Raw genomic sequence first — 26,847 nt, 5'->3', positions numbered from 1 at the left:
GACACGAACGGGTGAAGGGGTGGGCACGCGTGTCCACCGGCACGCGCACCGGTAACCTCGGGCCCATGGCCTCAAGTACGTCCGGCAAGGGTTCCCAGAGCACCGCGGGCACCGCGAAGGGCCGCACCGGCCGTACGACGGCGCCGGCGAAGAAGGCGGCTCCCGCGCGCAAGCCACCCGCAAAGAAGGCCGCGGCCGCCAAGCGCGGCCCGGCGAAGAAGGCGGCGGTCAGGCCCGCCCCCTCCCCGACCGGGGGTGTGGTGCGGCTGGTGCGCGCCCTCTGGCTGGGCTGCGCCCATGCGGTCGGCGCGATCCTGCGCGGCGTCGGCCGGGGAGCGAAGAACCTCGACCCCGCCCACCGCAAGGACGGGGTCGCGCTGCTGCTGCTCGCCCTCGCGCTGATCGTCGCCGCCGGAACCTGGTCGAACCTGAGCGGTCCGGTCGGGGACCTGGTCACGATGCTGGTCACCGGTGCCTTCGGGCGACTGGATCTGCTCGTGCCGGTCCTGCTGGGGGTCATGGCGGCACGTTTCATCCGCCACCCCGAGGAGACCGACGCCAACGGCCGGATCGGCATCGGGCTCTCCGCGCTCGTCATCGGGATCCTGGGCCTGGTCCACATCGCCTGCGGGGCGCCCGGCCGCGACGAGGGCACCACCGCGATGCAGGACGCGGGCGGGCTGATCGGCTGGAGCGCCTCGAAGCCGCTGATCTTCACCATGGGGGCGCCGCTGGCGGTGCCCATGCTGGTGCTGCTGACGGTCTTCGGACTGCTCGTGGTCACCGCGACCCCGGTCAACGCGGTCCCGCAGCGGCTGCGGAGGCTCGGCATCCGGCTCGGGGTCATCGCCCCCAACGAGTACGACGAGGGCTACGGGGACGCCGAGGGGGCCGCGGGCGCCGCCGACCGGCACGACGCGGAGCGGTGGCGGGCCCGGACCGGCGCCGGCTCCGGCGATCCGGCGGACGCCGCCGAGGTGGCCGCGCTCGCCCGCCGCCGGCCGCGCAGGACCCGGGCCCGCCCGGCCATGGACCGCGAGATGGACGCCGTCGACGTGGCGGCGGCCGCGGCCGCCGCGCTGGACGGCGCGGTGTACGGGGGGCTGCCGCCCTCGCCGCTGGTCGCGGACCTCACCCACGGCATCGCCGCCCCGGGTGAGGGCGCGGAACCCACCGCCCCGGTGCCGCCGGCCCGGGAGGAGCGCCCCGTGCCGTCCGCCGCGCCGGGAGCGCCCGGAGCACAGGAGGACGCCGGTTCGCCGGCCGCCCGGGCCGGGCAGCCGAGCGCCACCACCGCCGCGGCCTCCGGGACCCTGTCGGTGCCGGACCTGACCAAGACCCCGCCGCGGACGCAGGCCCTGCCGCCGCGCGCCGAGCAGTTGCAGCTGCGCGGGGACATCACGTACTCGCTGCCCTCCCTCGACCTGCTGGAGCGCGGCGGGCCCGGGAAGACCCGCAGTGCCGCCAACGACGCGGTGGTCGCCTCGCTGACCAACGTGTTCACGGAGTTCAAGGTCGACGCGAAGGTCACCGGCTTCACCCGGGGCCCGACGGTCACGCGGTACGAGGTGGAGCTGGGCCCGGCGGTGAAGGTCGAGCGGATCACGGCGCTGGCGAAGAACATCGCCTACGCGGTGGCTTCGCCGGACGTCCGGATCATCAGCCCGATCCCGGGCAAGTCGGCGGTCGGCATCGAGATCCCGAACACCGACCGCGAGATGGTCAACCTGGGCGACGTGCTGCGCCTCGCCGACGCGGCCGAGGACGACCACCCGATGCTGGTCGCGCTCGGCAAGGACGTCGAGGGCGGCTACGTCATGGCCAACCTGGCGAAGATGCCGCACGTGCTGGTCGCCGGGGCCACCGGCTCCGGCAAGTCCTCGTGCATCAACTGCCTGATCACCTCGGTCATGGTCCGGGCCACCCCCGAGGACGTCCGGATGGTGCTGGTGGACCCCAAGCGGGTCGAGCTGACGGCGTACGAGGGCATCCCGCACCTGATCACGCCGATCATCACCAACCCGAAGCGGGCCGCCGAGGCGCTCCAGTGGGTCGTCCGCGAGATGGACCTGCGCTACGACGACCTCGCGGCCTTCGGCTACCGGCACATCGACGACTTCAACCAGGCCATCCGGGACGGCAAGATCAAACTGCCGCCGGGCAGTGAGCGCGAGCTCAGCCCGTACCCGTACCTGCTGGTGATCGTCGACGAGCTGGCCGACCTGATGATGGTGGCCCCGCGCGACGTCGAGGACTCGATCGTGCGGATCACCCAGCTTGCCCGCGCGGCCGGCATCCACCTCGTGCTCGCGACCCAGCGGCCGTCGGTGGACGTGGTCACCGGCCTGATCAAGGCGAACGTGCCCTCGCGGCTCGCCTTCGCCACCTCCTCGCTCGCCGACAGCCGCGTCATCCTCGACCAGCCGGGCGCCGAGAAGCTGATCGGCAAGGGCGACGGGCTGTTCCTGCCGATGGGAGCGAACAAACCGGTCCGGCTGCAGGGCGCCTTCGTCACGGAGGAGGAGATCTCCGGGATCGTCCAGCACTGCAAGGACCAGATGGCGCCCGTCTTCCGGGAGGACGTCACCGTCGGGCAGAAGCAGAAGAAGGAGATCGACGAGGACATCGGCGACGACCTGGACCTGCTGTGCCAGGCGGCGGAGCTGGTGGTCACCACCCAGTTCGGCTCGACCTCGATGCTCCAGCGCAAGCTCCGGGTGGGCTTCGCGAAGGCGGGCCGGCTCATGGACCTGATGGAGTCGCGGGGGATCGTCGGCCCGAGCGAGGGTTCGAAGGCGCGCGACGTGCTGCTGAAGGCCGATGAGCTGGACGGGGTCCTCGCCGTCATCCGGGGAGAGACCCACCCGTAGGGCTGTCCTTTCACGAGATGGGGCGAGCAACCGTTTCCGTTGGGCCCGCGTCCAGTTGAGGGAGATGGCGGTCCGGCACCCGGTGCCGGGCCGCCGCACCGACCGGGGACGTCCCTCGCCATTCGGATGGCGTAGGAAGTGCACCCTCCGGTTGCTCCACCCTTTCGTCACCCCCCTAGACTGGACATCCAGCAGGTGGCTACACGCTCGAAAGGCGCCCTCGTGTCCATCGGCAACGCCAACTCCCCCGAAGAAGAGCGGCCTTCGACCGACGACCGGTCCGAGGACCGCCTCGTCGAACGTCCTGTCGAAGGACCGTCCATCGGGACGGCCCTCAAGAAGGCCCGGATCGCCGCCGGGCTGACTGTCGACGAGGTCAGTTCCACCACCCGCGTGCGCATCCCGATCGTGCACGCGATCGAAGAGGACGACTTCACGCGGTGCGGCGGCGACGTCTACGCCCGCGGTCACATCCGTACGCTCGCCCGCGCCGTACACATCGATCCGGCACCCCTGGTCGACGCCTACGACGCGGCCCACGGCGGCCGGCCGGCACCCACCCCCGCCGCGCCGATGTTCGAAGCCGAGCGGATCCGCCCCGAGAGGCAGCGGCCCAACTGGACCGCCGCGATGGTCGCCGCCATCGTCGCCGTGATCGGTTTCGTGGGCTTCACCGCCTTCAGCGGCGGCGACGACCAGAGCCGGCGCCCGGTGGCGGAAGGTTCCGCCTCCCCGAAGCCGGCGCCCAAGCAGTCCGGCGCGCAGCCGGCCGCCCCGATCCCGCAGGCCCCCAAGCCGGAGCCTTCGGACAGTGCCATCGCCGCCGCGCCCAAGGACCTCGTCACGGTCGTCCTGACGGCGGACACCGGTGAGAGCTGGATCTCGGCGAAGGACCACAACGGGCGGCTGCTCTTCGACGGCACCCTCAACCAGGGCGAGTCCAAGACCTTCACGGACAAGGAGTCCGTCGACCTCGTGCTCGGGGACGCCGGCGCCGTGAAGCTGTTCGTGAACGGCAAGGAGATCAAGGACGATTTCCAGCCCGGTCAGGTGGAACGTCTCACCTACACCAAGGAAGATCCCCTCCCGGGAGAGCCCCAGGCGGGCTGAGCGGGGCCGCCCTAGGGCGGAAGGCTTGAATCCGGATCCCCGGGTGCTGTGCGGCGGCCGCCGCACAGCACCCGGGGATCTCGTCGTGGGGGGACGGGCGGCGGGGGCCCGCGCCGGGACGAAGTAGTCTTGAGTCCATGCCCGAACGCCGTACCGTCGCCCTTGTCACTCTTGGCTGCGCCCGTAACGAGGTGGACTCGGAGGAGCTCGCAGGCCGCTTGGCGGCGGATGGCTGGGAGCTCGTCGAGGACGCCGCCGAAGCGGACGTAGCCGTCGTCAACACCTGCGGCTTCGTCGAAGCCGCCAAGAAGGACTCCGTAGACGCCCTGCTGGAAGCCAACGATCTCAAGGATCACGGCAAGACCCAGGCCGTCGTCGCCGTCGGCTGTATGGCCGAGCGCTACGGCAAGGAGCTCGCCGAAGCGCTCCCCGAGGCGGACGGCGTGCTCGGCTTCGACGACTACGCCGACATCTCCGACCGCCTCCAGACCATCCTCAACGGCGGCATCCACGCCTCGCACACCCCGCGCGACCGGCGCAAGCTGCTGCCGATCAGCCCGGCGGACCGCCAGGGCGCCGCGGTGGCGCTCCCGGGCCACGCCCAGGAGCCGGTCGCCGAGGCCCCCGCCGACCTGCCGGAGGGGCTCGCGCCCGCCTCCGGGCCGCGCGCGCCGCTGCGCCGCCGCCTGGACAAGAGCCCCGTCGCCTCGGTCAAGCTGGCCTCCGGCTGCGACCGGCGCTGCTCCTTCTGCGCCATCCCGTCCTTCCGCGGCTCCTTCGTCTCCCGCCGCCCCAGCGACGTGCTCGGGGAGACCCGCTGGCTCGCCGAGCAGGGCGTCAAGGAGATCATGCTGGTCTCCGAGAACAACACCTCGTACGGCAAGGACCTCGGCGACATCCGGCTGCTGGAGACGCTGCTGCCCGAGCTGGCGGCGGTGGACGGCATCGAGCGGGTCCGCGTCAGCTACCTCCAGCCCGCCGAGATGCGGCCCGGCCTGATCGACGTCCTCACCTCGACCCCCAAGGTCGTGCCGTACTTCGACCTGTCCTTCCAGCACTCGGCCCCCGACGTGCTGCGTTCCATGCGCCGCTTCGGTGACACCGACCGGTTCCTGGAGCTGCTGGACACCATCCGCTCCAAGGCCCCGCTGGCCGGCGTACGGTCCAACTTCATCGTCGGCTTCCCCGGCGAGAAGGAGTCCGACTTCGCCGAGCTGGAGCGTTTCCTCACCCACGCGCGGCTCGACGCCATCGGTGTCTTCGGCTACTCCGACGAGGACGGCACCGAAGCCGTCACCTACGACGGCAAGCTCGACGAGGAGACCATCGCCGAGCGCCTCGCGCACATGCAGCGTCTCGCCGAGGAGCTGACCTCGCAGCGCGCCGAGGAGCGGATCGGAGAGACCCTGGAGGTACTCGTCGAGACCGTCGTCCCGCTGGACGAGGCCGACGAGGGCGAGGGTGCCTACGGACGCGCCGCGCACCAGGCGCCCGAGACCGACGGCCAGGTCGTCTTCACGGACGGCACGGGCCTGGTCCCGGGGCGTATCGTCACGGCCAAGGTGGTCGGCACCCTCGGTGTGGACCTGGTGGCCGAGCCCCTGGGCCCGGAACTCGAGGAGGCGGCCGGATGACCGGAGTCCCGGCATCTGCGGCGGGCGGGACCGGCCGCCGGCCCGTACCCGGCGCGAAGCTGGGGGCCGCGGCGGTCAATCAGGCCAGCCTGTGGAATATCGCGAACATCCTGACGATGATCCGGCTCGTCCTGGTGCCGGGATTCGTGTTCCTGCTGCTCGCCGAGGGCGGCTACGACCCGGCCTGGCGGGCCTGGGCGTGGGCGGCGTTCGCCGTCGCCATGATCACGGACATCTTCGACGGGCACCTGGCCCGGACGTACAACCTGGTCACGGACTTCGGCAAGATCGCCGACCCGATCGCCGACAAAGCGATCATGGGGTCGGCGCTGATCTGCCTCTCCTGGCTCGGCGACCTTCCGTGGTGGGTGACCGGGGTGATCCTCGGCCGGGAGCTCGGCATCACGCTGCTGCGCTTCTGGGTGATCCGCTACGGAGTGATTCCGGCCAGCCGCGGCGGCAAGCTGAAGACCCTGGCCCAGGGCACCGCGGTGGGCATGTACGTGCTCGCCCTGACCGGTCCGCTCGCGACCTTGCGCTTCTGGGTGATGGCGGTCGCCGTCGTGCTGACCGTCGTCACCGGTTTGGACTACATCCGCCAGGCCGTCGTCCTGCGCCGGGCGGGTCTCGCCGCGGAGCGGACCGGACAGTGACGGACGGGGCGGGGAACGCGCCGGTGGCCGGGGACGCGGCGGAGGGGGCCGCACGGGCCGCGGGCGAGGTCCTGCGCCTGCTCGCGGAGAGTGACCAGACCCTCGCCGTCGCCGAATCGCTGACCGGAGGCATGGTCGCCGCCGAGATCACGGCGGTTCCCGGAGCCTCCCGGTCCTTCCGCGGCTCGGTCACGGCCTACGCGACGGAGCTCAAGCACCAGGTCCTCGGGGTGGACGCCGCCCTGCTGGCGGCCGAGGGCGCCGTGAACGGCCGGGTCGCCGAGGAGATGGCGGCCGGGGTGCGGCGCGTGCTGGGGGCCTCGTGGGGGATAGCGATCACGGGGGTGGCCGGACCGGACCCGCAGGACGGGCAGCCGGTGGGCACCGTGTACGTCGCCGTGGCGGGTCCGGAGGTCAGGAAAACGGCCCGGCTGTGGTTGAACGGCTCCCGTGCGGAAATTCGTAAGGAGAGTGCACGGACGGTGCTCGAACTTCTCTCTAGCCAACTGCGCGAGAATGCGCGGAGGCAGGATACGGAACAACACGGGGGGATTTGATGTTTGCAGCCCTGAGTGAACACGACATCGCTCCCCGCACGGCCGCGGCGCGAGGCGGTACGGTGGGGCGTGAAGGATGCGGCTACACGGTCAGAGGAGGGAGCCACCGATGATTCTGCTCCGTCGCCTGCTGGGTGACGTGCTGCGTCGGCAGCGCCAGCGCCAGGGCCGTACTCTGCGCGAAGTCTCCTCGTCGGCCCGAGTCTCGCTCGGCTATCTCTCCGAGGTGGAGCGGGGGCAGAAGGAGGCATCCTCCGAGCTGCTCTCCGCGATCTGCGACGCGCTGGACGTACGGATGTCCGAGCTGATGCGCGAAGTCAGCGACGAACTGTCGCTGGCCGAGCTGGCACAGTCGGCCGCGGCAAGCGAACCGGTCAGCGTACCGGTCCGCCCGATGCTCAATTCGGTCTCCATGGCTTCGGTCACGGCCGGACCGGAGCGGGTGACCATCAAGGCGCCCGCGGAAGCGGTGAATGTCGTAGCCGCGTGAGTGAGCACGTGAGCGTGTGAGTGTGGCCGGAGCCCCGGCCGGTGCGGTCCGCACCGGCCGGGGCTCCGTGCTGTTCTGGGTGCGGGGCCGGGGGCGGTGCGGGAGGATGGGCGGGTCGGGTCCCGGCCCCTGGGAGGCAGCCGTGCGGCGGTTACGGCGTATACCTGGGGCGTGGGCCCTCGCTGCGACGGTGGGGGTGCTGTGGTGGTGGGCCGTGCTGAGGCTGGTCCTCGCGCCGGCCGACTCGGGGGCGGTGGAGGGGGCGGTCGCCGTCGGCGGATGGGGCCTGGGCGTGCTGCCGGTGCACTCCGTGCCGGGCCCTGCGCGCAGGGCCCGCAGAGCGGACGCCGGGGCTACCAGGGCATCGACACTCCGCCGTTCGGGCGAAGGATCTGACCCGTCATGAAGGACGAGGCGTCCGAGGCGAGGTAGAGCACGGCGCGGGCGATGTCCTCGGGCTCGCCGACCCGGCCCAGGGGGGACATGCGGACCATCGCCGCCTCGGTCCGCTGCTGGACCTCGGCGCCGTGGCGGCCGGTCATCGGCGTACGGATCCAGCCGGGCGCGACGGCGTTGACCCGGATGCCGTGCGGTCCGGTCTCGGTGGCGAGGGTCTTGGTGAGCTGCACCACGGCGGCCTTGGCGGCGCTGTAGCAGAGCAGGCCCGCCTGGGCGGCGTCCACGGCGCCCGAAGCCATGGTGACGATCGAGCCGGGCCGCCCCGCGGCGATCATGGACCGGGCGGCCTCCTGGCAGGTGCGCAGGACGCCCTTGAAATTGATGTCCAGGACCCGGTCGAGGTCTTCGTCGGCCGTCTCCAGCACGCTGCTGGTGTGCATGACCCCGGCGACGGCGGCGGCGATGTCGAGGGGACCCGCGGCGGTGACGGCTGCCCGCAGCGCGCCGCGGTCGGTGACGTCGAGGGGGTGGACGGTGGCGCAGCCGCCCGCCTCGGCGACGAGCGCGGCGGTTTCGGCGAGGCCCCTCTCGTCGCGGTCGGCGCAGTGCACGGCCGCGCCCGCCCCGGCGAGGAGCAGGGCGGTGGCGCGGCCGATGCCGCTGGCGGCGCCGGTGATCAGGGCGGTCCGGCCGGTGAGGTCGTACGGGGCTGTGGATGTGGGCATGCCGGGACGGTACGGGTGGATCTGACGGACCGTCAACCAGTGGGGGCGGGGCCGGTGGGGCCCGGCTGGCAGCGGGGGCACCAGTACGTGGGGCGGCCGTCCTGCGGGGCCTCGCGGACCGGGGTGCCGCAGCGCAGGCAGGGGCGGTGCGTGCGGCCGTAGACGAAGAGGTCCTGGCCGGGGCGGCGGCTCCCGGTGGTGTTGCGGTGGCCTCCGAAGCGTCCCGGCACGCCGGTGTTCGCGGCCAGCAGGCGCTGCGCGGCGGCGGCCAGGCGCGGCAGTGTGGCGTCAGGGAGCGTGCCGACCGGGGTCCAGGGAGTGACCTGGGCGAGGAAGCACAGCTCGGACTTGTAGATGTTGCCGATCCCGGCGAGGTTGCGCTGGTCGAGCAGGGCCTCGCCGAGGGGCCGCTCGGGAGCGGCGCGGAGGTTGGCCGCCGCGAGGTCGGGATCCCAGTCCGGGCCGAGGAGGTCGGGCCCGAGGTGGCCGACCGCCCGGTCCTCGTCGGCGGTGCGGAGCAGCTCCAGCACGGGGAGGCGGTAGCCGACGGCCGTGTGCTCCGCGGTGCCGAGGACCGCCCGGATCTCGTAGGCGGGGCCGCCGTGCCAGGGCGCGCCCGCGGGGAAGACGCGCCAGGCGCCGTCCATGCGGAGGTGGCTGTGGAGGGTGAGGCCGCCCTCGAAACGGGCGAGGAGGTGCTTGCCGCGGGGGACGACCTCCAGGGTGGTCCGGCCGGTGAGGTCGGCCGTGGCGAAGCGCGGGACGCGCAGGTCGCTGCGGGTCAGCGGCCTGCCGGCGAGGGCGGCGTGGAGGCGGGCCGCCGCGCGGTGGACGCTGTCTCCTTCGGGCATGGGCCCATTGTCGCGCCGGGACGGCGCGGACGGCCCGAACCCCCCGCGGGAGAGAGGCAGGTAGGGGCAGGGGGCGGCCGCAGGGAAGGCCGGGGCCTTCCCTGCGGCCGCCCCCGCTTCCGGCGTTCCTACTTCCAGACGAGTTCCTTGTTCTTGCCCGCGATGTTGTACGGCTCGCCCCAGTACTGGGCCGCGGTGACCTTCGTCTGGGCGGACGGGGCCAGCGCCAGGGCGCAGCTGGTCTGGGTCCGGCCGTTGGTGAACCCCTTCGGCAGGGACTCGTTCGGGCACTTCTCGAACTTGCCGATGACCGCTACGCCCTGGGCCTCGCTGCCGTCCGTGAGCAGGCCCCTGATGTGGCCCACGGAGGAGTACGACAGGTCCGTCGTTCCGGTGTTCGTGGCCGAGTAGCGGATGTAGTAGGGGATCATCCCCTTGACCTTGTCGCCGAGCTTGAGCGCGTCCAGGTCGGCGGGGTCGCCCTGCTCGATCGCGGTGACCGTGAGGTCGATCTGGCCGGCCTTGTCGGTGCCGTACGTGAACGGGACCCGCGCGGTCTCGCCGATCTTGAACACCTGGCCCGACTTGGCCGTGCCCCCCGTCCCCGGGGCGGGGACCCCGCCGGTGGCGGCCGGGGAGCTCGGGTCCGCCGAGGTGCCGGGCCCGGCCGATCCCGAGGGCTGGGCCGAACCGGAGGGCTGGCCGGCCGAGGCGCTCGGCTGCTCCACGGGGAGCTCCTCGTTGCCGTTCTTGCAGCCGGTGAGGGCCAGGCTTCCGGCGACCGCCAGGCCGACCGCGCCGAGGGTGGTCCTGCGCATGCTGATGGTGCTCACTCTTGTCGTCCCCCATGGTGGGGCACCGCCGGTGCGATGCCTGTGATCACCTTGATAAGGCAGGGGTAAGGACGCGTGCCAGCTCAGAGGCGTCCGGCAGCCGTTTCGTGACATGGTCAGAACACGGGCGGAACAGTCGGGACGGGACCGGGTCCTCAGGTGCGCAGCCGCAGGCCCCTCGGGGTGGCGTGGAAGCCGGCTGCCTCCAGGGCCGGGCCCAGCGGCGAGGTCAGGGCCGCGGTGGTGTTGATCCGCTCCACGGTCAGGGCGGGCAGGGTGCCCGCCCTGGAGGCGGCCGCCAGGGCCGCGAGGGCCGCGCCGAGGCGGGCGTCCTCCGGCGCGGGCCAGGCGAGGAGGGTCTTCCCGCCCCGCTCCAGGTACACGGTCAGCTCGCCGTCCACCAGGACCACCAGCGAGCCCGCCTTGCGGCCCGGCTTGTGGGTGGCCCCCTCCGGCGGCTCCGGCCAGCCGAGGGCCGCGCCGTACGCGTTCGCCGGGTCCGCGGCGGCCAGGACCACCGCCGCCAGCGGGGGCGGGGTCCGTTCGGCCGCCCGGAGCCGGTCCACGGCGCCGTCCATCGCGAACTGGGCCGCGCCCAGCCCCTCGACCACGTACCCGCGCCGGGCCTGGCCGCTGTCCTCGAAGGCCGACAGGACCCGGTAGACCGCGCTGAAACCGCCCTCGACGCCCTCCGCCGCGACCGCGCCCCGGGTGACCACCCCGTGCCGGTCCAGCAGGGTGCGGGCCAGGGCGTGGGCGCGGTGGGTCGGGTCCGGGGCCGGGGGCGGCAGCAGCGACCAGCGGCCCGAGACCGTGGGCGGGCCGGTACGGGACACGGTCGCATCGAGGGTGCCGTACCGGCCGCGGGGGACGGTCCGCCGGGCCCGGTGGGCCGTCGCCCCCGCGGTGCGGCCCGAGCCGAGCAGGGAGCGCAGCGGCGCCAGGGTGTCGTTCGTCAGGCGGCCCGACCAGGCCAGGTCCCACAGGGCCGAGGACAGGTCCAGGTCGCTCGCCTCCGGGTGGCGGCCCCGGACGAACTCGGTGATCTGCCGGAAGAACAGGCCGTACCCCCCCGCCAGGGACTCCAGGACCGCCTGGTGCAGGGGGCCCGCCTCCAGGGGGTGCGGCGGGGGCAGCAGCAGGGGGGCGGCCTCCGCCAGGTACAGCGAGACCCAGCCGTCCTTGCCCGGCAGCGCCCCGGCGCCCGCCCACACCACCTCGCCGCTCGTCGTCAGCTCGTCCAGCAGGCCGGGGGAGTAGCCGCTCACCCGGGACGGGAGGACCAGGCGCTCCAGCGCGGAGGCCGGGACCGGGGCGCCCTGGAGCTGCTCCACCGCCCGGGCCAGGCCGTCGATCCCGCGCAGGGCCCCGCCCAGGTGCTGCCACTGCGGCAGGAAGGTGGCCAGCGAGGCCGGCGGGACCGGCTCCAGCTCCTGCCGGAGCGCGGCCAGGGAGCGTCGGCGGAGCCTGCGCAGCACCGCCGCGTCGCACCACTCCTGGCCGATCCCGGCCGGATGGAACTCGCCCTGGACCACCCGCCCGGCCGCCGCGAGCCGGTGCAGGGCGCCCTCGGTGACCGCCCCGCCCAGGCCGAACCGGGCGGCGGCCGCAGCGGTGGTGAACGGGCCGTGCGTACGGGCGTACCGGGCCAGGAGATCGCCCAGCGGATCCTTGACCGGCTCCGTGAACGCCTCCGGGACACCGACCGGCAGGGCCGTGCCCAGCGCGTCCCGCAGCCGGCCGGCGTCCTCGATCGCCGCCCAGTGGTCCGCGCCGGCGATCCGGACCCGGACCGCCCGGCGAGCCGCGCCGAGCTCCGCCGCCCACTGCGGGTCCGCCCCGCGCACGGACAGCTCCGCCTCGGTCAGCGGGCCCAGCAGGCGCAGCAGGTCGGCCACCGACTCTGGGTCCTTGGCCCGCCGGTCCTCGGTGAGCCACTGCAGTTCCTGCTCCAGCTCCTCCAGGACCTGGGCGTCCAGCAGTTCGCGCAGCTCCGCCTGGCCGAGCAGCTCGGCCAGCAGCCGGGAGTCCAGCGAGAGCGCGGCCGCCCGCCGCTCGGCGAGGGGCGAGTCGCCCTCGTAGAGGAACTGGGCGACGTAGCCGAAGAGGAGCGACCGGGCGAAGGGCGAGGGCTCGGGGGTGGTGACCTCGACCAGACGGACGCGGCGCGCCTCGATGTCACCCATCAGCTCGGTGAGGCCCGGGACGTCGAACACGTCCTGGAGGCATTCCCGGACGGCCTCCAGCACGATCGGGAACGAACCGAACTCCGACGCCACCTGGAGCAGTTGGGACGCGCGCTGGCGCTGCTGCCACAGCGGGGTGCGCTTGCCCGGGCTGCGGCGCGGCAGCAGCAGCGCGCGCGCCGCGCATTCGCGGAAGCGGGAGGCGAACAGGGCGGAGCCGCCCACCTGTTCCGTGACGATCTGCTGGACGTCGCCGTGGTCGAAGGCCACGTCGGCCGCGCCCAGCGGGGCCTGTTCGTCGTCGAACCCGAAGGACTGGGGTGCCGCCGGGTCGTGGTCGAGGAGGTCCATGCTCAGCAGGTCCGCGTCCGGCAGGCGCAGCACGATGCCGTCGTCGGCGTGCATCACCTGGGCGTCCATCCCGTACCGCTCGGCGAGGCGGGCTCCCAGCGCCAGCGCCCAGGGGGCGTGCACCTGCGCGCCGAAGGGGGAGTGGACCACGACCCGCCAGTCCCCGAGCTCGTCGCGGAACCGCTCGACGACGATCGTCCGGTCGTCCGGCACGTGGCCGCAGGCCTCGCGCTGCTCGGCGAGGTACGCCAGGACGTTCTCCGCGGCCCAGGCGTCCAGCCCCGCGGCCAGCAGGCGCAGCCGGGCGTCCTCGCCGCTCAGCGCGCCCAGCTCGCGCAAGAACGCCCCGACCGCGCGCCCCAGTTCGAGCGGGCGGCCCAGCTGGTCGCCCTTCCAGAACGGCAGCCGGCCCGGCACCCCCGGGGCGGGGGTGACCAGGACGCGGTCGCGGGTGATGTCCTCGATGCGCCAGGAGGTGGTCCCGAGGGTGAACACGTCCCCGACCCGGGACTCGTACACCATCTCCTCGTCGAGCTCACCGACCCGGCCGCCGCCCTTCTTCGGGTCCGCGCCCGCCAGGAAGACGCCGAAGAGCCCCCGGTCCGGGATGGTCCCGCCCGAGGTGACCGCCAGCCGCTGCGCCCCGGGCCGGCCCGTGACCGTACCGGCGACGCGGTCCCAGACCACGCGGGGTCTGAGCTCGGCGAACGCGTCCGAGGGGTAGCGGCCCGCCAGCATGTCCAGGACCGCCGTGAACGCCGACTCCGGCAGAGCCGCGAACGGCGCGGCCCGGCGGACCAGCGCGAGGAGGTCGTCCAGCTGCCAGGTGTCCATCGCCACCATGGCGACCAGCTGCTGCGCGAGGACGTCCAAGGGGTTCGCGGGGACCCGAAGGGACTCGATCGACCCCGTCCGCATCCGCTCGGTGACCACCGCCGCCTGCACCAGGTCCCCGCGGTACTTGGGGAAGACCACGCCCCGGGAGACCGCGCCCACCTGGTGTCCGGCCCGGCCCACCCGCTGGAGCCCGGACGCCACCGAGGGCGGGGACTCCACCTGCACCACCAGGTCCACCGCGCCCATGTCGATGCCCAGTTCCAGGCTGGAGGTGGCGACCACGGCGGGCAGCCGGCCCGCCTTCAGGTCCTCCTCCACCAGCGCCCGCTGCTCCTTGGACACCGAACCGTGGTGCGCGCGGGCCAGCAGCGGCGGGGCGCCCTGGGCGGCGCCCGACTGGGCCATGATCTCGGCCGGGGGCGTGCCCTCGGGCAGTGCCTCGCCCGTGGCGCGCTCGTAGGCGATCTCGTTGAGCCGGTTGCACAGCCGCTCGGCGAGCCGCCGGGAGTTGACGAAGACGATGGTGGAGCGGTGGGCCTGCACCAGGTCGGCGATCCGCTCCTCCACATGCGGCCAGATCGACGGCCTGTCCCCGCCCTCCTTGCCCTCGCTCGCCGGGGAACCCCCCAACTCGCCCATGTCCTGCACCGGGACGACCACCGACAGGTCGAACTCCTTCGCCGAAGGCGGCTGGACCACCTCCACCTTGCCGCGCGGTGCGAGATAGCGGGCCACCTCGTCCACCGGGCGGACCGTCGCCGACAGGCCGATCCGGCGCGCCGGCCGGGGCAGCAGCTCGTCCAGCCGCTCCAGGGAGAGCGCCAGGTGCGCGCCGCGTTTGGTCCCGGCGACCGCGTGCACCTCGTCCAGGATCACCGTCTCGATCCCGGACAGGGCGTCACGGGCCGCCGAGGTCAGCATCAGGAAGAGCGACTCGGGGGTCGTGATCAGGATGTCCGGCGGGCGGGTGGCCAGCGCGCGGCGCTCCGCGGGCGGGGTGTCCCCGGAGCGGATCCCGACCCGGATCTCCGGCTCGGGCAGGCCGAGCCGCACCGACTCCTGCCGGATCCCGGTCAGCGGGCTGCGCAGATTGCGCTCCACGTCCACCGCGAGGGCCTTCAGCGGGGACACGTACAGGACGCGGCAGCGCTTCTTCGGTTCGGCGGGCGGCGGAGCGGAGGCCAGCGCGTCGAGAGCGGCGAGGAAGGCGGCGAGGGTCTTGCCGGAGCCCGTGGGCGCCACGACGAGCACGTCCGAGCCCTCCCCGATGGCCCGCCAGGCGCCCTCCTGCGCGGCAGTGGGCGTACGGAAGGCCCCCGTGAACCAGGAGCGGGTCGCGGGGGAGAACGATTCGAGCGCGGAGCCGGCCATGCCCCCATCGTGCACCCCGGCGCTGACAACGGCCCGGACCTGGGCGAACACCGGTCCCGCCGGGGGCGCAGAATGGAGGGATGGGTACGGACGGCGGGAGCCGGAGCGGGGAGTGGGCCCGGCACTGGCAGTACGCGCAGCTGCCCGGCCTCGACCTGCTGCGCGCCCACTACGTGCGCCACACCTTCCCCCGCCACGCGCACGACGGGTACGTCCTCGCGGCCGTCACCGGCGGGATCGAGGAGGTCGGCCTGCCGGGCGGCACCGTCCGCGCCGGACCGGGCAGCGTGGTCCTGATCAACCCCGAGGTCCCGCACAGCGCCCGGGCCGGGGTGCCCGAAGGCTGGGCCTACGCCACGCTCTACCCCTCCCGCGACCTGATCACCGAGGTCGCCGCCGAGATCGCCACCGTGCGCGGCACCCCCGGCTTCACCGCCGAACTGGTCGCCGACCCGCAGGGCTCCCGGGCCATCACCGAGGTGCACCGGGCCGCCGAGGCGGGGAACGCACTCGCCGCCGACACACTGCTGCGCGGCGTGGTCGCCCGGATGCTCAGCCGCCACGCGGGCCCGCTGCCCGCCCGCCCGGCGGGCTCCGGCCGGGCCGCCGACGCCGAGAGGGCCCGGGAGGTGCTGGAGGCCCGGATGGCGGACCCGCCGTCACTGGAGCAGCTGGCCGCCGAGCTGGGCACGAGCCCCTTCGCCCTGCTGCGCGCCTTCCGCGACCGGTACGGGATGCCCCCGCACACCTGGCTGACGGACGTCCGGGTCCGGCGGGCCCGCCGCCTGCTGGACGCCGGGACCCCGCCGGCGGAGGCCGCGGTCACCGTCGGCTTCACCGACCAGCCGCACCTGAACCGCCACTTCACCCGGATCGTGGGCGTTCCCCCGGGGGCGTACCGGCGCGAACGGGCACGTCAGGGTCCCGCCACGGATCCGGCGGAGCGGTGGGCGGAGAACGAGGGCCGGCGGGCAGCAGCCGAGGCGCCGGGACCGAGCGCCGGCCCGCCCCGGGCGCAAGAACGTACAAGACCCGGCCGCCCGGCCCTGCGTACGTTCGGGGCGTGGGAGAACATGTGACGGTGAGGGAGGGGACCCCCGAGGGGGTCGCCGGGGAGCGGCCGGGCGCCGCTCAGGAGCGGCCGCGCGCCGCCGTGGTGCGGGACGCGCTCGGGGTCGGGGTCGCCGTCGGGCTGTCCGGGTTCGCCTTCGGGGTGACCGCCGCGGGGGCCGGGATCAGCACCCTGCAGGCCTGCGTGCTGAGCCTGTTCGTCTTCACCGGGGCCTCGCAGTTCGCCCTGGTCGGAGCCCTGGCCGCGGGCGGGAACCCGTTCACCGCCGCCGCCGGGGCCTTCTTCCTCGGCACCCGCAACGCCTTCTACGGGCTGAGGCTGTCCCAGCTCCTGGCCCTGCCGCGGACCGTACGGCCGTTCGCCGCGCACTGGGTGATCGACGAGACCACCGCCGTCGCGCTGGCCCAGCCCGGCCGGAAGTCGGCCCGCCTCGGGTTCGCCGTCACCGGGCTGACCCTGTACGTGCTGTGGAACCTCACCACCCTGCTGGGCGCCCTCGGCGCCGAGGCCGTCGGGGACACCCGCGCGTGGGGGCTGGACGCCGCCGGGCCGGCCGTCTTCCTGGCCCTGCTCGCGCCCATGCTGAAGAGCTCCACCGAGCGGGCCGTCGCCGCCCTCGCGCTCGTGCTGGGCCTCGGACTGCTGCCCGTACTGCCCGCCGGAGTGCCCGTACTGATCGCCGCGCTGGCCGCGCCGGCCGTGCTGTGGATGAAGGGACGCCGCTCGTGAACGTCTGGATCGCCATCGGGCTCACCGTCGTCGGCTGCTACGCCGTCAAGCTCGCCGGGCTGCTCGTCCCCGCCGGGACCCTGGAGCGGCCCACGGTCCGCAGGCTGTCCGCGCTGCTGCCCGTCGCCCTGCTGGCCGCGCTCACCGCGCAGCAGACCTTCAGCACCGGGCACGAGCTGGTGCTGGACGCACGCGCCGCCGGAGTGGCCGCCGCCGGGGCCGCGCTGCTGCTGCGGGCCCCTTTCCTCGTGGTCGTCGCCTCGGCCGTGCTGGTCACCGCGGGGGTACGGGCCCTCGCGGGCGGCTGAGCGGGGTCGTCAGCCGCCCGTACGCCCGCAGGGTCAGCAGCGCCTCGACGGTGGCGATGGGCCGCCGCTCCAGGAAGCTGCCCGGGGCCCAGGCACGGCGGTGCACCGGCCAGCCGCCGTCCGGCTGCTGCTCGGCGGCGAGGAAGTCCAGCGAGCGGCCCAGCTCCGCGTCGGTGAACCAGCCGCGGGCCAGCGACTCGGGCCGCCGCGCGACGTCGTGCGGGAACAGGTGCTCGCCCGGCGCGTAGCCCGGGCAGGGCGCCCTGTCGTCCCGCTGCTCCGGGTCGAGCACCACCAGCCCCCGCTCGCGCACCAGGCGTCCCAGCCGGTCCGCGGCCGCCGCCGCCCTGGCCCGGTCGGGGGCGCCGTCGAGGAAGTCCACCGCGCTCCGGACCTCGTACGGGTGGGAGTGGCGCAGCGTCTCGACGCGCTCCCAGCAGAAGTCGGTGGCCCGGAAGAGCCAGGCGTGCCAGATCCGGTTGCGGTGCAGCAGCCCGACCACCGGGCCCGTGGTCAGCAGTTCGCCGGGCGGGTTGTCGTGGACCGGGTGGTACGGGGCCGAGGGGTAGCCGCGGGGGGCGGGCAGGACCACGGGGAGCGCCCCGTCCGGGGTGGAGACCCGGGTCAGGTGACGGCAGAGCTTCTCGATGCGCTGCCCGCCGCAGCGGCCCAGACCGTCCAGCACCCGCAGCGCGTGCGCGGTGTGCAGGGGCTGGCTGAGCGGACCGCGCAGGTCGGGGTCGAGCGCGTGTCCGTAGCCGCCGTCGCCGTTGAGGTACGAGCCGAGGGCGGTGTCCACCGCGTCGGCGTCCCCGCCGAGGAAGTGGAAGGCGAACCGGCGCTGCTCCAGCACGCGGGCCGTGAGCCAGATGAACTGTTCCGCGCGGGCCAGCGGCGCGGGGAGAGCGGGCGCGGCGGACGGGGAGGGAGGTGCCGGTGGGGTCTGCGGGGGAGCTTCGTCTCCAGGCATGCGAGAAACCGTAGGACCACCGGGTGCGCAGTCGGAGGGCGAACGGGGCGGGTGCACTCTCCGGGGCGGGATACTGGAGGCATGCGGTTGACGATTTTCTGGGAGCGGATGGCGGAGCACTTCGGTGCGGGCTACGCGGACTCCTTCGCGCGGGACCACGTCATGACGGAGCTGGGGGGACGGACCGTCCACCAGGCTCTGGACGCCGGCTGGGAGGCCAAGGACGTCTGGCGCGCGGTGTGTTCGGCGATGGACGTACCGGCCTCGCTGCGCTGACGAGGCGCCCGGGGCGTCCGGCGGGCACCGCGGGGGAGGCCCTTCGCGGTACGTGCGCCGGGTGAGCCAGACTTGGCCGCGTGGCAGCCACTGATGAGACGACCGACCGGCCCGTAGACGCCCCGGCGACGACGCCGCCCTGGCCGGCCGCCCCGGCGGGCCCCGCAGACCGGCCCACCGGCGGCCCGGCGGCGGGCGGCCCACCCACCGGGAGCCTGCCCACCGAGGGTCCGCCCACCGGTGGCCCGCCCGCCGGGGGCGCTCCGGCGGCGGAAGCGCGCATGCCGCGCTGGCTGCCGCGCGCCGTGGTCCTCGTCCTGGCCCTCGTGGCCTGCTTCCAGCTCGGCAGCTGGGCCTTCCACCAGCTGATCGGACTGCTCGTCAACGTCCTGATCGCGTTCTTCCTCGCGCTCGCGATCGAACCGGCGGTGTCCCGGATGGCGGCCCGCGGCATGCGCCGCGGGCTCGCCACCTTCCTGGTGTTCCTCGGGGTGTTCGTCTTCGCCGCCGGTTTCCTCGCCCTGCTCGGCTCGATGCTCGCCGGACAGATCCTCGACCTGGTGGCGGGTTTCCCGCGCATCCTCGACTCGGTGATCGACTCGATCAACACGACCTTCCGCACCGAGCTGTCCCGGCTGGAGATCCAGGACAGCCTGCTGCACTCCGACTGGCTGCAGAAGTACGTGCAGAACAGTGCGACCGGGGTGCTCGACGTGTCCGCCACCGTCCTCGGCGGGCTGTTCAAGCTCCTGACGATCGGGCTGTTCTCCTTCTACTTCGCCGCCGACGGACCGCGGCTGCGCCGGGCGCTGTGCTCCGTACTGCCGCCCTCGAAGCAGGCCGAGGTGCTGCGCGCCTGGGAGATCGCCGTCGCCAAGACGGGCGGCTACCTCTACTCGCGCGGGCTGATGGCACTGATCTCCGGCATCGCGCACTACATCCTGCTCGCGGTGCTCGGCGTACCGTACGCGCCCGCACTCGCGGTCTGGGTGGGACTGGTCTCCCAGTTCATCCCCACCATCGGCACCTACCTCGCGGGCGCGCTCCCGATGCTGATCGCCTTCACGATCAGCCCCTGGTACGCGCTGTACGTCCTCGGATTCGTCGTGGTCTACCAGCAGTTCGAGAACTACGTCCTCCAGCCCAAGCTGACCTCGAAGACGGTGGACATCCATCCCGCGGTGGCCTTCGGTTCGGTCGTCGCCGGTACCGCCCTGCTGGGCGCGGTCGGGGCGCTCATCGCGATCCCGGCCGTCGCCACCCTCCAGGCGTTCCTCGGCGCGTACGTGAAGCGGTACGCGCTGACCGAGCACGCGGACGCCTCTACTGCGCGCCCTCGTCCGCGGCGCCGAGTACGGCTGCCAGGGCGTCGTTGACCCAGGCCTCGACGGCGTCCTTGCCCACGCCGAGGCCGCTGAGCGGACCCGTTCCGTGCTCCAGCTCCAGGAGCGCGAGCAGGACGTGCTCGGTGCCGACGTAGTCGTGGCCCAGGCGCAGGGCCTCGCGGAACGTGAGTTCCAGGGCCTTCTTGGCGGAGGCGTCGAAGGGGACGAGGTCGGGGACCTGCTCCGCGGCCGGGGGCAGGCCGGCGGTGGCCGCGCTGCGCACGTCGTCCGCCGAGACCCCCTGGGCCGCCAGGGCGTGCGCGGCGAGACCCTCGGGCTCGGCCAGCAGGCCGAGGACGAGGTGCTCGGTGCGGATCTCGGTGTTGCCGGCGGCGCGGGCCTCGTTCTGGGCGGTGACGACGACGTTGCGGGCGCGCGGCGTGAACCGGCCGAAGCCCTGGCTGGGGTCGGCAGCGGGGTCACCCTCCTTGTCCGCCTTGGGGACGAAGCGCTTCTGTGCGGCCTGGCGGGTGACGCCCATGCTGCGGCCGATGTCGGTCCAGGAGGCGCCGGAGCGGCGGGCCTGGTCGACGAAGTGGCCGATGAGGTGGTCGGCCACGTCGCCGAGGGCCTCGGCGGCGACGACGGCGCCGCTGAGCTGCTCCAGGGTGTCGGTGTGGACCTTCTTGATGGCCTCGATGAGGTCGTCGAGGCGTACGGGATGGGTCATGCGAACGGGTTCCACCGAAGGGTTCGTCATGGGTGCAACCGTAGGTTGACAGTCGGATGACTGTCAACCGTGGGTTGTCACTCGATGCGGGCTGCTTCCCGCGCTGCTACGAGGCCGCGCCCGACGCCTTCGCGAACTTCTCCCACTGGGCCGTGACCACCTCGGCCGGTACCCCGCCGAAATCCTTGGTGTCGAGGATGTCCGAACGGAAGGAGAGCGTCACCGACCCCGAACGGATCACCGTCAGGTACTTGTACAACGAGGTGTCCTTGTCCTTCACGTCCTGCACCACGATCCGGTAGGACAGCGCCTCGTCGCCGAGCGCGGGCGCCGTGACCGGCTCCACCTTCAGGACCTTCGCCTCCACCAGGGCGCGGTCCTCGGTGTAACCGCCGCCGCACTGCCGCCCCGCCTCGGCCAGCGACTTCATCGCCGCGGCCGAGCCGCCGCCCGGGTAGGAGCGCAGCAGGATCTCCGTGTCCACGGCCTGCCATTCGCCGGGCACCTGCGCCTGCACGTAGGCCTGGGCCGTGTGGCCGGCCGGCGCGAGGGTGCTGAGCGGCTCGCACGCCTTCGGGGCGGCCTCGTACATCTCGCTCATCGGCTCGTCGAGCAGCGGCTCCGACGCCTCGTACGCCCCCGCCTTCTCACCCGGGGCCAGCGCGAAGGCCTTGAGCTGCCCGACGGTCGGTCCCGGCGGGCCGGCCGGGCTCGGACTCGCGGACGGAGCCGGGGTCCCGGCGGGGCTCGGGCCCGCGGTGACCACGGCCCCGCCCCCCGCGGTGCCGCTGCCGCCGGCGCACGCGGCGGTGCCCGCGAGCAGCGCCGTACCGATGAGCGCGACCGCTGCCGTACGTCTGTTCATGCCCTGCGTCCCCCTGTCGGATCCTGCCGAAGCCATGATTGTGCGGGCTGCCCGGCGGCGGGCCGCGGGTGGGGGGCGCAGCGACCCCGACAGCGGCCCGATCCCGGCGCTGTTCGTCGCGGGCACCGCCCTCATGCCGGCCTGCGGCGCGGGCCCTGCCCGCCGCCGTTCGCGGTAGTGGACTTTCGGCAGTTCCGCCCGGCGGCCCGCTTTCCGTAGGGTCGCGCCCGTGAGAACAGTGATCATGAAGCTTCGGGCGCCGGGACCGGTCCTGTCCGCCGGCCTGCTCGCCGGGGCGGTGGTGGGTGCGGGCACGGGCGTCGCCACCCTGTGGTGGGGCGTGCCGACGGCGGTCTGCGCCTTCCTCGCAGGCTGGCGGCCGGGGCGCAGCCGCAGTGCGGCCGTGGCCCTGGCCGCCGTGCTGGTGGCCGCCGTGGCGGCCGTGCTCCTGGTGCCCGCATGGCTGGGATGGGCCAGCCGCTTCGTGGGGCTGCTGCTCGTGGCGGCGATGCTGCCGTGGTTCGCGGGCCGATTCCTGCGCCAGTACCGCGCACTCGTACGGGCCGGGTGGGAGCGGGCCGGGCGGCTGGAGCGGGAACAGCGGCTGGTCGCCGAACAGGCCAGACTGCGCGAGCGGACCCGGATCGCACAGGACATGCACGACCTCCTCGGCCATGACCTCAGCCTCATCGCCCTCTCCGCGGGTGCACTGAAACTGGCGCCCGGCCTCCCCGAGGAGCACCGGGCCGCCGCACAGGACATCCGCGCCCGGGCGGGAGCCGCCGTGGACCGCCTCGGCGAGGTGATCGGAGTCCTGCGCGAGCCCTCCGATCCCGCTGGGGACGGCGCCGGACCGGGCGGACTCCGAACCCTGGTCGACCGGGCGGCCGCGGCGGGGCTCGACGTCCGGCTGCGGGTGGAGGGCGCACCCGCGGCGGGCGCACCGGCAGCAGACGACGGCACTCCGGGGGCTGCACCCGCGGCATCCGGAGTGGCCGTGCCGGTGGCCGTCGAGCGGGCCGTGCACCGGGTCGTCCAGGAGGCGTTGACGAACGTCGCCCGGCACGCGCCCGGCCGGCGGGCGACCGTCGCCGTCCGGTACGGGCCGGAGCGGACCGAGGTCACCGTGACCGACGAACCGCCGCCCGGCGCCGCCGCCCCGGCCGGGCCGCCCCGTGCCGGACCTGGCGGCCCCTCCGACCTCGGCGGTCCCGCCGTAACCGGAGCGGGCCACGGCTTCGGACTCATCGGCCTGGACGAACGGGTCCGGCTGGCCGGCGGCACCTTCGCCGCGGGCCCCGAGGGCTCCGGCTTCGCCGTGCGGGCCACGCTCCCGCACCACGCCGGAGCCGTCTGCGCACCGCCCGCCGGCCCCGGCGGGGCGCTGCCCGCCGAGCACCGTACGGCCCGCCGCAGACTGGGCCTGACCGCCGCCGCTGCCGTACTGGTGCCGCTGTGCACCACCACCCTGCTCCTCGGGGGGATCCGGCTGTGGGACACGGCCACGGCACGGCAGTCGGTCCTCGCCCCGCAGGACTACGCCCACCTGCGCGTCGGACAGGCCCGCGCGGACGTGGCGCCGTACCTGCCCCGGCGCCAGACGACCCGCCGGCCGGCCGCACCCACGCCCGGACCGCCGGCCGCTGCCTGCGAGTTCTACGTACAGACCGCCGACCCCTTCGACGACCGCTCGGGCGACCTCTACCGCCTCTGCTTCCAGGCCGGCCGCCTGGTCTCCACCGACGAGTTCACCGGGAAGGACGTCCGATGATCCGGATCCTGATCGCCGACGACGAGCCCATGATCCGCGCGGGCGTCCGCGCCGTCCTCGCCACCGACCCCGGCCTCACCGTCGTAGCCGAGGCGGCCGACGGCCGTCAGGCGGTGGAACTGGTCCGGCGCCACCGCCCCCACGTGGCAGTCCTCGACATCCGGATGCCGGGGACGGACGGCATCTCGGCCGCGGCCGAGATACGGAGGACCGTGCCCGCGACCGGAGTCGTGATGCTGACGACCTTCGGCGAGGACGAGTACATCCTGCGCGCGCTCGGCGAAGGGGCCACCGGCTTCCTGATCAAGTCCGGCGAGCCGGAGGAACTGGTCGCCGGAGTCCGGGCGGTGGCCGACGGCGCGGCCTACCTGTCACCGAAGGTCGCGGCCCGCGTCGTCGCGCACCTCGCCGCCGGCGGCGCGGGGGTCCGGGCCGGCCGCCGCTCGGCGGCCCGCGCCCGCGTCGACGCCCTGACCGCACGGGAGCGGGACGTGCTCGCCTTCCTCGGTGGAGGGCTCTCCAACGGGCAGATCGCGCGCCGCCTGAAACTGGCGGAGGGAACGGTGAAGGCCCACGTCAGCTCCATACTCGCCCGCCTCGGCGTCGACAACCGGGCCGCGGCGGCCGTCGTCGCCCACGAGGCCGGGGTGGTCCCGGTGGCGCCCGGCCGGCTGCCGTACGAGGAGGGCTGACGCAGCCCGGCCCGCGACGGGCAGCGCCAGCAGCCGTACGGTCACCACGGCCGTGGCGGCGAGCACCGCCCCCGCGAGGACGTCGTGCGGGTAGTGCACCCCCGCCAGCACGCGCAGCAGGGCGGCCGCACCGGCCACCGGCAGGGCCAGGGCGGCGAGCCGGGGCCGGGCCGCCGCCAGGCCGACCGCCAGCGCGACGGCCAGGGTGGCGTGGTTGCTGGGGAACGACCAGTCGCCCGCGGCCGGACACGGCGCCAGGGGCAGCAGTCCCGGCAGGGCGCGGCACGGGCGCTCCTCGTCGACGAGGAGCTTCACCGCCTCGCTGAGGCCGTACGCGAGGACGGTCCCGGCAGCGGCCACCGCCGTCCCGGCCAGGGCCGGCGCGTCCCGGCGGCGCAGCGCGGTCCAGCCGGCCCAGGCGAGCAGCAGGCCCAGGCACAGCAGCGTGCCCTCGCTCGCCGCCTCGAGGACGCTCCCGGTCCACTGCGGTGCGTCCGCCAGGCTTCCGTTCAGCGCCCGGTGCACCCGCACCGACAGGCCCGAGGTGACGTGCACCGGTCCCTTCGTGCCCAGGGCTCCGCCGGGTGCCAGCCAGACCACGACCGCCACCCCCGTGACGGCCGTCCCGACTGCCGCCGGCAGCCGGCGGCCCCACCCGTACCCAGTGATCGATTTCATGGAGCCGACGCTAGGATCGCCGAGGCCCGGGCACCCCGGCCGAAGGGCGGCCGTCCACCCCGACGAAGGTCGGGGTGGACGGCCGCGGGGGCGCGCTGCACGGAGCAGGGACGGGACATGCGGGAAGAGCCGCTCGTGGCAGCGGTGCGGAGCGGGGACGCGGGGGCCGTGCACGCCCTGCCGGCCGCGGGTGCCGACCCCGACCCCGCCGACAGTTACGGCGCCCCCGCCCGGACCTGGCCGGGGCCGACAGGCACCCCGCTGCTGCGTGCGGCCGACCGGGACGCGTACGAGACCGCTGACGTGCTCCTGCGCGGCGGAGCGGACGTGCGGGCCGGGGACGCGGAACCGGGGCGACGGGGTGCCGAGCGCCCTCGACCCGGCCGGCGAGGACTCCCCGTACCACTGGCTGCTCCACGACGTGTTCCGGCACCGGTCCCGTCGCGGCTGCGCGCGGCCGCCCGCCCTCCTCGACGGCGAAGGCGAACCTCCGCCTCGCCGGGCCGGCTGCTGCCGCAGGTCCGTGAACATCGTTGCGGCCCGCCTTCCCGTCGCCGCGGGCGCCGATACCGGCCCGGGAAGTCAGGGGGCGGGGCAGCGGTGGAGTGGACGATCTGGGCGGGCTTCGCCGCCGGTCTGCTGATCTCGACGGTGACCGCGCCGGTCGGCGTGTCCGGGGCGGTCTTCCTGCTCCCGGTGCAGCTGATCGTCCTCTGCGTGCCCAGCCCCGCGGTCACGCCGACGAACCTGCTGTTCAACGTGGTGGCCGGGCCGGGCGCCCTGTGGCGCTACCGCCGGGACGGGGCCCTGCGCGGCGGCCTGGCCCGGCGGCTCGTCGCCTGGACGCTGCCCGGCGTCGTCGCCGGCGCCGCCGTCCGCGTCTTCGGCCTGCCCGGGCCGGGCGTCTTCCGCCTGCTGGTCGCCGCCCTGCTCCTGCCGCTCGGGCTGTGGTTGTGCCTGCGCACCCGGCGGCCGAAGGGCGGTGAGCGCGGCCGGACGGCGGCGAGCCCTTCCCGGCCGCGCTCACCGCCCCCGCCCTGGCCGGGGGCGTGGTCGGCGGCCTCTACGGCATCGGCGGCGGCTCACTGCTCGGGCCCGTCCTCGCCGCCCGCGGCATGCCGCTGGCCCGCGTCGCCCCGGCGGCCCTGGCCGCCACCTTCACCACTCGGTCGCCGGGACCACCGCGTACGCCCTGCTGGCCCAGGTGAGCCCCGGGCCCGTCGCGTCCGACCGGTGGCTCGGCCCTGACCTGAAGCGGGAGCCCGGCGGTCCCGGGCGGGGCGAGGCCCCCTGCGGAGAGGCCCGGGCGTGGCGCGCTTGACACGGAATTCGAACATCCATTCTGATGGGTTATCCACAGCCGAACCGGTCGTGGAGGCGCATTGTCAGTGGCAGGCATTAGCGTCAATGGCGTGAAGCGATCGACTCAAGCAAACCGGGTGGAACCCATGGCAGGCACCGACCGCGAGAAGGCTCTCGACGCCGCGCTCGCACAGATTGAACGGCAATTCGGCAAGGGTGCGGTCATGCGCCTCGGCGACAAGCCGAACGACCCCATCGAGGTCATCCCCACCGGGTCGACCGCGCTGGACATCGCCCTCGGCGTCGGCGGGCTCCCCCGCGGCCGTGTGATCGAGGTGTACGGACCGGAGTCCTCCGGTAAGACGACCCTGACCCTCCACGCCGTGGCCAACGCGCAGAAGGCCGGCGGCACCGTCGCCTTCGTGGACGCCGAGCACGCGCTCGACCCCGAGTACGCCAAGGCCCTCGGCGTCGACACCGACAACCTCATCCTGTCCCAGCCGGACACCGGCGAGCAGGCGCTGGAGATCGTGGACATGTTGGTCCGCTCCGGTGCCCTCGACCTGATCGTCATCGACTCCGTGGCGGCCCTTGTCCCGCGCGCGGAGATCGAGGGCGAGATGGGTGACTCGCACGTGGGTCTCCAGGCCCGTCTGATGAGCCAGGCCCTCCGGAAGATCACCGGTGCGCTCAACCAGTCCAAGACCACCGCGATCTTCATCAACCAGCTCCGCGAGAAGATCGGCGTGATGTTCGGCTCGCCCGAGACCACCACCGGTGGCCGCGCGCTGAAGTTCTACGCCTCCGTGCGTCTCGACATCCGCCGCATCGAGACCCTCAAGGACGGTACGGACGCGGTCGGCAACCGCACCCGCGTCAAGGTCGTCAAGAACAAGGTCGCGCCGCCGTTCAAGCAGGCCGAGTTCGACATCCTCTACGGCCAGGGCATCAGCCGCGAGGGCGGCCTGATCGACATGGGCGTGGAGCACGGCTTCGTGCGCAAGGCCGGCGCCTGGTACACGTACGAGGGCGACCAGCTCGGCCAGGGCAAGGAGAACGCCCGCAACTTCCTGAAGGACAACCCGGATCTCGCCAACGAGATCGAGCGCAAGATCAAGGAGAAGCTGGGCGTGGGCGTCCGCAAGGACACCGCCGCCGAGGCCGGTGCCGAAACGGCTGACGCGTCGGCCGCGACCGCCGTGCCCGCCCCGGCGTCGAAGGCCAAGACGACGGCCAAGGCCGCCGTGGCCAAGAGCTGACCC

General features: G+C 74.2%; 21 protein-coding genes and 2 pseudogenes. 15 read left to right on the top strand and 8 right to left on the bottom strand.

The genetic code is table 11. The features are described 5' to 3' along the window. Positions 1–65: 65 nt before the first annotated feature. From ACFWUZ_RS19250 to ACFWUZ_RS19225, 6 genes are all read left to right on the top strand, one after another. Positions 66–2,870, top strand: coding sequence for a DNA translocase FtsK (locus tag ACFWUZ_RS19250; protein ID WP_384373779.1), 2,805 nt, complete (start codon positions 66–68; stop codon positions 2,868–2,870). Between the two features lie 222 nt (positions 2,871–3,092). After that, positions 3,093–3,980 carry a RodZ domain-containing protein gene (locus tag ACFWUZ_RS19245; protein ID WP_384373776.1) on the top strand — a complete coding sequence of 296 codons (888 nt, stop codon included), beginning with the start codon at positions 3,093–3,095 and terminating at the stop codon, positions 3,978–3,980. Between the two features lie 137 nt (positions 3,981–4,117). Continuing rightward, a complete protein-coding gene (gene rimO / locus ACFWUZ_RS19240; protein WP_384373773.1) occupies positions 4,118–5,614 on the top strand; it encodes a 30S ribosomal protein S12 methylthiotransferase RimO in 1,497 nt (498 codons plus the stop codon). After that, a complete protein-coding gene (gene pgsA / locus ACFWUZ_RS19235; protein WP_384373769.1) occupies positions 5,611–6,267 on the top strand; it encodes a CDP-diacylglycerol--glycerol-3-phosphate 3-phosphatidyltransferase in 657 nt (218 codons plus the stop codon). The genes rimO and pgsA overlap by 4 nt, the downstream gene beginning before the upstream one ends. 23 nt (positions 6,268–6,290) lie before the next feature. Further along, a complete protein-coding gene (locus ACFWUZ_RS19230; RefSeq protein ID WP_384373766.1) occupies positions 6,291–6,824 on the top strand; it encodes a CinA family protein in 534 nt (177 codons plus the stop codon). A 109-nt stretch (positions 6,825–6,933) separates the two neighbouring features. Beyond that, on the top strand, positions 6,934–7,314 hold the full coding sequence (locus ACFWUZ_RS19225; RefSeq protein WP_069922226.1) for a helix-turn-helix domain-containing protein: 381 nt from the start codon (positions 6,934–6,936) through the stop codon (positions 7,312–7,314). Between the two features lie 353 nt (positions 7,315–7,667). Here ACFWUZ_RS19225 and ACFWUZ_RS19220 read toward each other — a convergent pair whose 3' ends face one another. The 4 genes from ACFWUZ_RS19220 to ACFWUZ_RS19205 all read right to left on the bottom strand — a co-directional run bounded on the left by ACFWUZ_RS19220 (position 7,668) and on the right by ACFWUZ_RS19205 (position 14,867). Then, positions 7,668–8,438 (bottom strand): SDR family NAD(P)-dependent oxidoreductase, encoded by a 771-nt coding sequence (locus tag ACFWUZ_RS19220; protein ID WP_384373762.1) that lies wholly within the window; start codon positions 8,436–8,438, stop codon positions 7,668–7,670. A gap of 32 nt (positions 8,439–8,470) precedes the next feature. Beyond that, the gene (locus tag ACFWUZ_RS19215) at positions 8,471–9,289 is read right to left on the bottom strand and encodes an Fpg/Nei family DNA glycosylase (protein WP_384373759.1); all 819 of its coding nucleotides are present in this window, start codon (positions 9,287–9,289) and stop codon (positions 8,471–8,473) included. Positions 9,290–9,417: 128 nt separating this feature from the next. Then, positions 9,418–10,122, bottom strand: a complete 705-nt coding sequence (locus ACFWUZ_RS19210) for a hypothetical protein (protein ID WP_384373756.1) — start codon at positions 10,120–10,122, stop codon at positions 9,418–9,420. A gap of 155 nt (positions 10,123–10,277) precedes the next feature. Beyond that, positions 10,278–14,867, bottom strand: coding sequence for an ATP-dependent helicase (locus ACFWUZ_RS19205; protein ID WP_384373753.1), 4,590 nt, complete (start codon positions 14,865–14,867; stop codon positions 10,278–10,280). 80 nt (positions 14,868–14,947) lie between these two features. On the opposite strand from ACFWUZ_RS19205, the gene ACFWUZ_RS19200 reads away from it, so the two are divergent. Genes ACFWUZ_RS19200 through ACFWUZ_RS19190 form a run of 3 tightly spaced genes read left to right on the top strand, consistent with a single transcriptional unit; the run spans position 14,948 to position 16,976 of the window. Further along, complete coding sequence (locus tag ACFWUZ_RS19200; RefSeq protein ID WP_384373750.1) at positions 14,948–15,946, top strand: AraC family transcriptional regulator; 999 nt, start codon at positions 14,948–14,950, stop codon at positions 15,944–15,946. A 2-nt stretch (positions 15,947–15,948) separates the two neighbouring features. After that, positions 15,949–16,668: an AzlC family ABC transporter permease gene (locus ACFWUZ_RS19195; RefSeq protein WP_384373812.1), complete on the top strand. Its 720-nt coding sequence runs from the start codon at positions 15,949–15,951 to the stop codon at positions 16,666–16,668. After that, a complete protein-coding gene (locus ACFWUZ_RS19190) occupies positions 16,665–16,976 on the top strand; it encodes an AzlD domain-containing protein (protein WP_384373747.1) in 312 nt (103 codons plus the stop codon). Before ACFWUZ_RS19195 ends, ACFWUZ_RS19190 begins: the two co-directional genes overlap by 4 nt. Here the strand turns inward: ACFWUZ_RS19190 and ACFWUZ_RS19185 are convergent. After that, positions 16,942–17,946 carry a hypothetical protein gene (locus ACFWUZ_RS19185; RefSeq protein ID WP_384373744.1) on the bottom strand — a complete coding sequence of 335 codons (1,005 nt, stop codon included), beginning with the start codon at positions 17,944–17,946 and terminating at the stop codon, positions 16,942–16,944. The genes ACFWUZ_RS19190 and ACFWUZ_RS19185 overlap by 35 nt on opposite strands. 81 nt (positions 17,947–18,027) lie before the next feature. On the opposite strand from ACFWUZ_RS19185, the gene ACFWUZ_RS19180 reads away from it, so the two are divergent. Together ACFWUZ_RS19180 and ACFWUZ_RS19175 are read left to right on the top strand one after the other, a co-directional pair. Then, on the top strand, positions 18,028–18,222 hold the full coding sequence (locus ACFWUZ_RS19180) for a DUF3046 domain-containing protein (protein ID WP_030154244.1): 195 nt from the start codon (positions 18,028–18,030) through the stop codon (positions 18,220–18,222). Positions 18,223–18,503: 281 nt separating this feature from the next. Next, positions 18,504–19,598 (top strand): AI-2E family transporter, encoded by a 1,095-nt coding sequence (locus tag ACFWUZ_RS19175; protein ID WP_384373809.1) that lies wholly within the window; start codon positions 18,504–18,506, stop codon positions 19,596–19,598. On the opposite strand, the gene ACFWUZ_RS19170 is transcribed toward ACFWUZ_RS19175, so the two are convergent. Together ACFWUZ_RS19170 and ACFWUZ_RS19165 are read right to left on the bottom strand one after the other, a co-directional pair. Continuing rightward, positions 19,546–20,307 carry a Clp protease N-terminal domain-containing protein gene (locus tag ACFWUZ_RS19170; protein ID WP_384373740.1) on the bottom strand — a complete coding sequence of 254 codons (762 nt, stop codon included), beginning with the start codon at positions 20,305–20,307 and terminating at the stop codon, positions 19,546–19,548. The genes ACFWUZ_RS19175 and ACFWUZ_RS19170 overlap by 53 nt on opposite strands. A gap of 76 nt (positions 20,308–20,383) precedes the next feature. Then, positions 20,384–21,142, bottom strand: coding sequence for a hypothetical protein (locus ACFWUZ_RS19165; protein ID WP_384373737.1), 759 nt, complete (start codon positions 21,140–21,142; stop codon positions 20,384–20,386). A 229-nt stretch (positions 21,143–21,371) separates the two neighbouring features. On the opposite strand from ACFWUZ_RS19165, the gene ACFWUZ_RS19160 reads away from it, so the two are divergent. Next, the gene (locus ACFWUZ_RS19160) at positions 21,372–22,913 is read left to right on the top strand and encodes a sensor histidine kinase (protein WP_384373734.1); all 1,542 of its coding nucleotides are present in this window, start codon (positions 21,372–21,374) and stop codon (positions 22,911–22,913) included. Next, the gene (locus ACFWUZ_RS19155; protein WP_384373731.1) at positions 22,910–23,605 is read left to right on the top strand and encodes a response regulator; all 696 of its coding nucleotides are present in this window, start codon (positions 22,910–22,912) and stop codon (positions 23,603–23,605) included. The genes ACFWUZ_RS19160 and ACFWUZ_RS19155 overlap by 4 nt, the downstream gene beginning before the upstream one ends. A 96-nt stretch (positions 23,606–23,701) precedes the next feature. Here ACFWUZ_RS19155 and ACFWUZ_RS19150 read toward each other — a convergent pair. Next, positions 23,702–24,283 (bottom strand): annotated as a pseudogene (locus ACFWUZ_RS19150) (phosphatase PAP2 family protein); the annotation flags it as partial. Between the two features lie 600 nt (positions 24,284–24,883). Between ACFWUZ_RS19150 and ACFWUZ_RS19145 the strand changes: the two are divergent. Both ACFWUZ_RS19145 and recA read left to right on the top strand, forming a co-directional pair. Further along, positions 24,884–25,526, top strand: a pseudogene (locus tag ACFWUZ_RS19145) (TSUP family transporter); the annotation flags it as partial. A gap of 205 nt (positions 25,527–25,731) precedes the next feature. Beyond that, complete coding sequence (gene recA, locus ACFWUZ_RS19140) at positions 25,732–26,844, top strand: recombinase RecA (RefSeq protein ID WP_384373728.1); 1,113 nt, start codon at positions 25,732–25,734, stop codon at positions 26,842–26,844. The last annotated feature ends 3 nt before the right edge of the window (positions 26,845–26,847 follow it).

The sequence above is a fragment of the Streptomyces sp. NPDC058646 genome, assembly GCF_042716875.1.
Classification (GTDB): domain Bacteria; phylum Actinomycetota; class Actinomycetes; order Streptomycetales; family Streptomycetaceae; genus Streptomyces.
This window is presented reverse-complemented; position numbering and strand designations above follow the sequence as displayed.

What these genes read in the sequence shown, in the direction of transcription:
- ACFWUZ_RS19225 (WP_069922226.1), top strand. Translation starts at nt 6,934, where the DNA reads ATGATTCTGCTCCGTCGCCTGCTGGGTGACGTGCTGCGTCGGCAGCGC.
- ACFWUZ_RS19180 (WP_030154244.1), top strand. Translation starts at nt 18,028, where the DNA reads ATGCGGTTGACGATTTTCTGGGAGCGGATGGCGGAGCACTTCGGTGCG.
- ACFWUZ_RS19220 (WP_384373762.1), bottom strand. Translation starts at nt 8,438, where the DNA reads ATGCCCACATCCACAGCCCCGTACGACCTCACCGGCCGGACCGCCCTG.
- ACFWUZ_RS19200 (WP_384373750.1), top strand. Translation starts at nt 14,948, where the DNA reads ATGGGTACGGACGGCGGGAGCCGGAGCGGGGAGTGGGCCCGGCACTGG.
- ACFWUZ_RS19175 (WP_384373809.1), top strand. Translation starts at nt 18,504, where the DNA reads ATGCCGCGCTGGCTGCCGCGCGCCGTGGTCCTCGTCCTGGCCCTCGTG.
- ACFWUZ_RS19155 (WP_384373731.1), top strand. Translation starts at nt 22,910, where the DNA reads ATGATCCGGATCCTGATCGCCGACGACGAGCCCATGATCCGCGCGGGC.
- recA (WP_384373728.1), top strand. Translation starts at nt 25,732, where the DNA reads ATGGCAGGCACCGACCGCGAGAAGGCTCTCGACGCCGCGCTCGCACAG.
- rimO (WP_384373773.1), top strand. Translation starts at nt 4,118, where the DNA reads ATGCCCGAACGCCGTACCGTCGCCCTTGTCACTCTTGGCTGCGCCCGT.
- ACFWUZ_RS19165 (WP_384373737.1), bottom strand. Translation starts at nt 21,142, where the DNA reads ATGAACAGACGTACGGCAGCGGTCGCGCTCATCGGTACGGCGCTGCTC.
- ACFWUZ_RS19215 (WP_384373759.1), bottom strand. Translation starts at nt 9,289, where the DNA reads ATGCCCGAAGGAGACAGCGTCCACCGCGCGGCGGCCCGCCTCCACGCC.
- ACFWUZ_RS19205 (WP_384373753.1), bottom strand. Translation starts at nt 14,867, where the DNA reads ATGGCCGGCTCCGCGCTCGAATCGTTCTCCCCCGCGACCCGCTCCTGG.
- ACFWUZ_RS19250 (WP_384373779.1), top strand. Translation starts at nt 66, where the DNA reads ATGGCCTCAAGTACGTCCGGCAAGGGTTCCCAGAGCACCGCGGGCACC.
- ACFWUZ_RS19170 (WP_384373740.1), bottom strand. Translation starts at nt 20,307, where the DNA reads ATGACGAACCCTTCGGTGGAACCCGTTCGCATGACCCATCCCGTACGC.
- pgsA (WP_384373769.1), top strand. Translation starts at nt 5,611, where the DNA reads ATGACCGGAGTCCCGGCATCTGCGGCGGGCGGGACCGGCCGCCGGCCC.
- ACFWUZ_RS19185 (WP_384373744.1), bottom strand. Translation starts at nt 17,946, where the DNA reads ATGCCTGGAGACGAAGCTCCCCCGCAGACCCCACCGGCACCTCCCTCC.